Annotated in this window: 6 protein-coding genes; 2 read left to right on the top strand and 4 right to left on the bottom strand. The window is 71.4% G+C overall.

Annotated features, from left to right (window positions below; translation table 11 throughout):
* Nucleotides 1–207: 207 nt before the first annotated feature.
* Nucleotides 208–1377, top strand: a complete 1170-nt coding sequence (locus SM793_RS27180; RefSeq protein WP_320440923.1) for a UDP-N-acetylglucosamine--N-acetylmuramyl-(pentapeptide) pyrophosphoryl-undecaprenol N-acetylglucosamine transferase — start codon at nt 208–210, stop codon at nt 1375–1377.
* A gap of 71 nt (nt 1378–1448) precedes the next feature.
* Here SM793_RS27180 and SM793_RS27175 read toward each other — a convergent pair whose 3' ends face one another.
* The 3 genes from SM793_RS27175 to SM793_RS27165 are packed head-to-tail and all read right to left on the bottom strand — an operon-like array spanning nt 1449 to nt 4823.
* Nucleotides 1449–2582 carry a DegT/DnrJ/EryC1/StrS family aminotransferase gene (locus tag SM793_RS27175; RefSeq protein WP_320440922.1) on the bottom strand — a complete coding sequence of 378 codons (1134 nt, stop codon included), beginning with the start codon at nt 2580–2582 and terminating at the stop codon, nt 1449–1451.
* Entirely contained in the window at nt 2579–3808 is a 1230-nt protein-coding gene (locus SM793_RS27170) for an ATP-grasp domain-containing protein (protein ID WP_320440921.1), read from the bottom strand. The genes SM793_RS27175 and SM793_RS27170 overlap by 4 nt, the downstream gene beginning before the upstream one ends.
* Nucleotides 3798–4823: a dTDP-glucose 4,6-dehydratase gene (locus tag SM793_RS27165; RefSeq protein ID WP_320440920.1), complete on the bottom strand. Its 1026-nt coding sequence runs from the start codon at nt 4821–4823 to the stop codon at nt 3798–3800. The genes SM793_RS27170 and SM793_RS27165 overlap by 11 nt, the downstream gene beginning before the upstream one ends.
* Nucleotides 4824–5016: 193 nt before the next feature.
* Here SM793_RS27165 and SM793_RS27160 point away from each other — a divergent pair, with 193 nt between their 5' ends.
* Nucleotides 5017–6399 (top strand): sporulation protein, encoded by a 1383-nt coding sequence (locus tag SM793_RS27160; protein WP_320440919.1) that lies wholly within the window; start codon nt 5017–5019, stop codon nt 6397–6399.
* A gap of 267 nt (nt 6400–6666) precedes the next feature.
* Here the strand turns inward: SM793_RS27160 and SM793_RS27155 are convergent, their stop codons facing one another.
* Nucleotides 6667–7227, bottom strand: a complete 561-nt coding sequence (locus tag SM793_RS27155; RefSeq protein ID WP_320440918.1) for a hypothetical protein — start codon at nt 7225–7227, stop codon at nt 6667–6669.
* Between the last annotated feature and the right edge of the window lie 99 nt (nt 7228–7326).

Here is a 7326-nt window from a genome sequence, read left to right as displayed (position 1 = left end):
ACCACTCACACGGCCGGTGCGAACCCGCGAACCCCCCGGGCCGTTCCAGTTTCCGCAGGCTGCTTCTGTCGCCCCGACTCCCGCCTCCGGGATGCCCCGCCGTGAAGACCCAGGACGTCTCCCCTCAGGTGTGACGGTCCAAATGGGCTCTCCAGGCAGGCGCTAGCGTGAACCGGACGACGTCCGCGAACAGAGGAAGAGCACCCCGTGACGCAGCACAGCAGCGAGCCGTTCCGCCTGATCGTGACCGGCGGCGGGACCGGCGGTCACACGTACCCGGCCCTGACCGCGGTCCGGACCCTCCAGGCTCGGCTCGCCGCGGCGGGCCGAGCGCTGGAGGTGCTGTGGGTCGGCGTCGACGGTGGCCTGGAGAACCGCGTCGCCGCCGGCGAGGGCATCCCATTTCGCGCGGTCGCCACGGGCAAGGTCCGGCGCTCGTCCAACCCCCTCAAGCTCGTGTCGCCCGCGAACGTGCGCGACATGAGCCGCGTCCCGCTCGGCGTGGCCCAGGCCCGCGCGATCGTCGCCGGCTTCCGGCCGGACGTCGTCCTCGCCACCGGCGGGTACGTGGCGGTGCCGGTCGGTCTGGCGGCGAAGATGTGCCGCAGGCCGCTGGTCGTTCACGAGCAGACTGTGCGACTCGGGCTGGCGAACCGGTCGCTCGCGCGCGCGGCCACCAGGTTCGCGGTCTCCTCAGAGGCCACCCTCGAACTTCTGCCGGAGTCGGTGCGCGGCACCACGGTGGTGACGGGCAACCCGGTCCGGCCCGAGGTGCTGGCCGGCCACGCCCGGAAGGCAGTCGACGCACTCGGCCTGCACTCCTTCGCCTCCGGACTGCCGACCGTGTACGTGACCGGCGGCGCCCAGGGCTCGCAGCAGATCAACGAACTGGTGCGGGACACCCTTCCGTGGCTCCTCTCGCGGGCGAACGTGATCCATCAGTGCGGGCCCGCGAACCTCGACGCCCTCAGCGCGACGGTGAACGCCCTGCGGCCGGACCTGGCCGCCCGCTACCACCTGACCGGATACGTCGGCCCCGAGCTCCCCGACGTGCTGGCGCTGGCCGATGTCGTCCTGTCCCGCAGCGGCGCCGGAACGATCGCCGAACTCACCGCCCTGGGCAAGGCCGCCGTGCTTGTGCCGCTCGCGACATCGGCCGGCAACGAACAGGCCCAGAACGCGATGCACCTGCAGCGGCGACGCGCAGCGGTGGCGCTGACCGGAGAGGTCGACGCCACCATGCTGCAAGGCGCGATCGAGCCGCTCCTCACCGACCCCGGGCTGCGGGGACAGATCGCCTACCAGGCTCGGCAGATGGGCCGCCCCGACGCTGCCGAGCGACTGGTCGACGTGCTGCTTTCCGCCGCCTCCGCCTGATCAGCAGGCCCGGGGCGTCGGCCTCCGATGTGCAGGGCTGTTGCCAAGGCATACGGTCAGGGTCATGCGCATCACGGTCCTCCTGCCGAGGTGAGGGCCTGTTCGAGCGAGTTCACCACGCGGTCGATGTCGGTTTCGGTGAGGTGCTGGTGGAACGGCAGGCTCAGGATCTCCGTGCTGACCTTCTCGGTGACCGGCAGCGGCCGGTGCCAGGGCTTGAAGGCTGCCTGCAGGTGGTTGGGCGGGTAGTGCACGCCCACCGCGATGCCCAGGGTCTTCATCAGCCGGAACACGTCCTCGCGGTGCGGCACCCGGACCACGCACAGGTGCGGCACCGTGCGGGTCACGTCCACGTCCACCAGCTCCACCGCCGGGATGTCGCGCAGCGCGTCACGGTAGGCGACCCACAGCTCCCGCCGGGTCGTCTCCGTCTCGGCGAAGCGGCGCAGCTGCGCGAGGCCGATGGCGGCGTTGATGGAGGACATCTGGTAGCGCAGGCCGAAACCCTCCACGCTGTAGCTGGTGGTGGCCTGGCGTTCGGCCTGGGACTGCACTACACCGAGCATCCGCACGCCGCGCAGGAAGTCGGCCTCGCCGGGGTTGCGCGGGATGACCATGCCGCCCTGACCGCAGGTGAGGTTCTTGATAGGCCCGAACGAGAAGCACGTCAGGGCTCCGGTCGCGCCGACGCGCCGGTGGTTCAGGTGCGAGCCGAAGGCGTGCGCCGCGTCCTCGATGACGGCGATGCCGCGCTCTTGGAGGGTGTCGTAGGCCGCGCCCAGATCCACGGCCCGGCCGCCGTACAGCACCGGCAGCACTGCTTGAGTGCGGTCGGTCACGGCGGCCATGACCGTGGCGGCCTCCACGCACAGGGTGTCGGGGTTGACCTCGACGAAGCGGGGGACCGCGTCCACGGCGCGGATGGCCTGGATGGTGGCGCAGAACGTCATGGACGGAACGATCACCTCGTCGCCCGCGCCGACGCCGGCGGCCAGCAGGGCGCAGTGCAGGGCGGCCGTGCCGGAGGCGGTGGCGACGGCGTCCGGGGCACCGAGGAAGCGGGCGACCTCCTGCTCGAACTGTTCGGTGACGGCGGTGTGCCCGTACTGGCCGTCAGCCAGGACGCGCCCCACGGCCTCCAGTTCCGTCCCGTACAGGTACGGGCCGGCGTTGTGTGCGGCGTCGGGCCGCGGCGGGGTGGTCACGATGCCTCCCGGGTCGGTCGGATGATCGGTCGGAGCAGTGAGGTGGCCTTGTCCAGGGCCTCGGACACATCTGCGGGCGACGGTCCGGCGGCGGTGATCATGCCGATCTTGTGGCCGGACTGGTCGTGCGGGTGCACAGGGTCTCCGGGCTGGGCGTACAGCTCGATGCCTGTGACACCGGGGACGTTGCGGGCTTCGTCGACCCCCTCCCAGGTGGCGAGTTCGCCTTCCACGTCGAGGGGGGAGCCGAGCAGTTCCACCCCGGCGTGCGCGTTGCGTGTCGGCCTCAGATAGGCGTCGAACGGTTCACCGAGCGCGAGTGCGATGAGCGCGCCCACGACGTTGACGCCGTAGGCGGCCTCGTGCAGGCGCGGGATGCTGTCCCCGCTCAGGCGCGGGTTGGCTTCGACGATGCGGCCCTGGCCGTCCTCGCCAAGGACAAGGTCGAAGTTCGCGGGCCCGTCGACGATGCCCAGCGCGGCGCACAGCCGGACGGCGATGTCCTCAAGGTGGCGGTGCTCCTGCGGGGAGAGTTGCGCCGTGCCGATGCGCCGGACGACGCTCCTGCCGGCCACAAGGTGCTGGTCCTTGATGCAGGTCATTACCGGCGTGCCGTCGCGGAGGAAGAGGTCGATGGTCAGCTGGCGGCCGTGGACGTACTCCTCGACGAGGACGGTGCCGGAGGCGGAGTAGGCGCGCGCACGGGCGATGGCGGCGGGGAGACTGTCTGAGTGAGTGACGCGGGTGACACCCTTGCTGCCCGATCCGTCCACCGGCTTGAGCATGAGCGGGAAACGCAACTCTGCCGCCATCGCGGCGACCTCGCCCGGGTCGTCTGACGCGGCCCATCCGTACCCGGCGACACCGCAGGACGCGACGACCCTGTGAAAGGCGGCCTTGTCGAGACCCGCCAAGGCCGCCTCCGGGTATACGTAGGTCATGCCGTAGCGCAGGCCCAGGACACGCCAGGTGAGCAGCGCGGCGTCGCTCGCACCGGCCACGATCCCGACGGGCCGAGTGTCGCCCAGTGCTTCGGCGATGGCATCCGCGTTCCGGGTGGAGACCTTCATGGCCGCATCGGCGAAGGGGAACGCGGGGGCGTCCGGCCGCATATCGACAGCGATGGTCGGGATTCCTCGGCGTCCCGCCTCCTGGTAGAGAGGGATGTGCTCCTCCGACGCGCCGAGCACGAGCAGCGCGTTCTGTGGCAGCTGGTCACCGGACACGGTCACGCTCCGGGCTCGGGGCCGTGATGTGGACGGTGGGTACCGGGGGTTGCGGGTTGCGGGCCTGCGGGGCCCAGCGGTCCGGGTGGTGCTGGTACCAGGCGACGGTCTCGGCGAGACCGTCATCGAGAGAGCGGCACGGCCGGTAGCCGAGCTTCTCGGCCTTGGTGCAGTCCATCGAGTACCGCAGGTCGTTCGCGGTCCGATCCGGGACGTAGACCACGCGGCTCCAGTCCGCGTCGCAGGCGCGCAGCAGTAGCGCCGTGAGCTCTCGGTTCGTCAGATCCGTGCCGAGGCCCAGGTTGTAGGCCTCGCCGGGCATGCCGTCGCGCAGCACGAGCTCGACGCCGGCGCAGTTGTCCTCGACGTGCAGCCAGTTCCGCACGTGCTGTCCCTGCCCGTGAACGGTGACCTTGTCGCCCCGCATCAGGGCGGAGATGAACCGGGGGATGACCTTCTCCGGGTGCTGGCCGGGCCCGTAGTTGTTCGAGGAGCGGGTGACGCACACCGGCAGCCCGAACGTGACCGCGTACGACAGGGCGACCAGGTCCGACGCGGCCTTGCTCGCGGCGTAGGGGACCGTCGGGCGCAGCGGCGCGTCCTCGGCCGCGGCACCGTCCTGGAGCGGCCCGTAGACCTCGTCGGTGGACACGTGGACGAACTTGGACACCTCGGCCTTGGCCGCGGCCTCCAGGAGCCGCTGGGTGCCCAGCACGTTCGTCGCCGCGAACGCCCCGGCGTCGGCGAAACTGTTGTCGACGTGGGACTCGGCGGCGAAGTGAACGACCGCGGTGTGTCGGGCCATCAGGTCGGTGACGAGCGTGGTGTCGAGGATGTTCCCGTGGACGAACGTGAGCTTCGGCGAGTCGAGCGCCGCGCCCAGATTGTCTGGGTTACCCGCGTACGTGAGGGCGTCGAGGACGGTGATCCGCTCAACATCGTCGGCGGCGAGCATCCGCTTGACGAAGTGGGATCCGATGAAACCGGCGCCGCCGGTGACGAACAGCTGGCGCATGCGCGTCTCCATTCCGGGGGACGGCCGCCCTGCCCTGTCGCGAGGAGCGGTCCGACCGGCTTCCAGAACACTCCTGGAAGGGGGGTGCCCGGCAGGCACACAGAGGGGGCCCACAAATCACAGAAGCGGTAACGAAGTTGCTGCCTGCGGCTCTACCCTCGAAGCCCGGCCACCGGCAGGCAGGAGACCCCTCATGGCGCCGGCACCACGCAGGACCCGCGAACCGAACCACCGCCTCGGCGCGCTCCTGGCCGCGAGCGGCCGCAGCCGCAAGGGCCTCGCGCAGCGGGTGAACGAGCTCTCCGCGCAGCGCGGTCAGCCGCGCGCATACACCCATACGAGTGTCGGCAACTGGGTGGACAAGGGCATGATCCCCGACGCCCCGGCGCCCGAGCTCATCGCCGTTGCGCTGGGAGAACGCCTCGGACGGCCTGTCACCCTCAGGGAGATGGGCATGGCTGGCCTCCCCGCTGACCCGGCCGCGGTGGGGTTGGATTTCCCCAGAGACCCCGGCGAGGCCGTGCGCAACGCCGCGAACTTCTGGAGCACCGTGCACCGACGCGACTTCATCGGCGGCGCGTTCGCCGTCGCTGCCTACACCACCCCGGTCACCCGCTGGCTGGTCCAGCCCTCCGCGCCGCTCCCTGGGCACCGCGGCAGCCTCCAGGTCGGCCGCGCGGACCTGGAGGAGCTGTGGCAGGCCGCGAGCGAGGCCCGCTCCTGGGACTCGAAGTACGGCGGCGGCAGCTGGCGCTCCAGCAGCGTCGCGGACTGCCTCCGGAACCGCGCGAGCCCGTTGCTGGTCGGCACCTACCCGGAGAAGATCGGCGCCGAGCTGTACTGCGTGACCGCCGAGCTCGCCCGGGTCGTCGGCTGGGCGGCGCTGGACATGGGCCAGCACGACGCCGCGCAGCGGCACTTCATCCAGGCCCTCGCGCTCGCCCGCGCGGCCGGCGACACCGAGGTCGGCAGCCACGTGATGTCCACGATGGCGCTGCAGGCCATGCTGCGCGGCTACCCGGGCGAGGCCATCGACATGGTCCAGGGCGGCTACGAGCGCGCGAAGGGGTCGGCGAGCCCACGGGTGCTGGCGTTCGCGAAGATGGTCGAGGCCCGGGCACACGGCCGGTCACGGGACCCGCGGGCGGCGTCGCGCGCCCTGTCGGAGGCGGAGACGCTCCTCGGCCGCGCACGGCCCGGCGACGATCCGGAGTGGATCAGCTACATGAGCCGTACCCGGCTCGCATCGGATGCGGTCGAGGTGTGGCGGGATCTCGGCAACCCCAAGGCGGCGTTCACGTGGAACCGGCACGCCGACGCGATGCCCGAGGGCTCGTTCGCCCGCTCGGTCGGGCTGCGCCTCACGGTGCTCGGGACGGTGCACCTGCAGGGCGGCAGCCTTGAGGAAGGCGTCGCGATGGGGCACCGGGCGGTCGACATCCTCGCGCGGGTGCAGTCGACGCGGGCGCGGGACTACGTGCGGGACTACACGACGGAGTTGCAGCGCTGGCCGAAGGAGCCGACGGTTCGGAGCCTGCTGCAGCGGGCACGCACGGAGCTGGCCATGGCCGGCTGAGCGGCCAGGCACGCCGACCTGAGGTCAGCCGGTCCAGATGGTGTCGCTGGCCGGACTCCACCAGCTGCCGCGGGCGATGGTCCAAGCCGTGTGCCTGGTCCCCGCGCAGCAGATGCGCCTGTGGGATCGTGCCGCGGCGAGAGTGCTCACCTGCTGGCGGCTACGGCACCGAGTCTCCTACAACCCGGTCGTTCCCATACCTGAGTACCCGTACTCAGGTCGACTCTGCCGGGGACCTCGGTACTCGACTGATGATCGAGCCGCCGCTCATGGCTCGATCCTCCGGGCGTACACGCCCTCGCCGATGGGCCGGAAGCCGTGCCGCTCCCACGCGCGCCGAAGCTTCTCCATCGCCTCCTCGTCCGGCCGCCGCACCTCCGGATCGTCCGACGCGTACGAGCACGGTTCGTCCGGCCCGTGATCGTGGATCGGTGCCGGATAGCACACGGCCACCGTGCCGGGGACGGCCAGGCGGCGCAGCGCGGTGACGGTCAGGCGCATCCCGACTCCCGTGCCGCGCCAGGTTTCCGTGACACGGACGGACTCCAGCAGGAGTAACAGCACGGGGCTCAGCGCGGACACCGCCGGAGCGAGGCTGCCGTCCTCGCCGAAGATCACCCGGGGGATGCGGTCGAGGAGGCCGGGATCGTCCTCCAGGGCGGCACGGGGGTTCGGCGTGACGCCGGGGATGACACGGGTGATCTCGGCGGTGCCGATCTTCTCGTCGGGAACGTAGAACTTCGCTGTCCACCGCTCCGCGCGCCCGGTCCACGTCTCGTCCGCGAACTGCCGCATGGCGTAGGAGATGTGGAGCCGATCGGGGTCCATGGGTCGCTCCTTCGAGAGGGTGGACCCCCGCCGCCAGGCGCGGCGGGGGCCCACCACTGTGTCGGCCGACTACTTCGCGTCGGGGGTGGGACGCTCCGG

This window comes from Kitasatospora purpeofusca, from assembly GCF_034043715.1.
GTDB classification, from domain to species: Bacteria; Actinomycetota; Actinomycetes; order Streptomycetales; family Streptomycetaceae; genus Kitasatospora; species Kitasatospora purpeofusca_A.
Note: the sequence above shows the minus strand (reverse complement) of the source record. Positions and strands in the feature narration are given on the sequence as shown.

What these genes read in the sequence shown, in the direction of transcription:
- SM793_RS27155 (WP_320440918.1), bottom strand. Translation starts at nt 7,227, where the DNA reads ATGGACCCCGATCGGCTCCACATCTCCTACGCCATGCGGCAGTTCGCG.
- SM793_RS27165 (WP_320440920.1), bottom strand. Translation starts at nt 4,823, where the DNA reads ATGCGCCAGCTGTTCGTCACCGGCGGCGCCGGTTTCATCGGATCCCAC.
- SM793_RS27160 (WP_320440919.1), top strand. Translation starts at nt 5,017, where the DNA reads ATGGCGCCGGCACCACGCAGGACCCGCGAACCGAACCACCGCCTCGGC.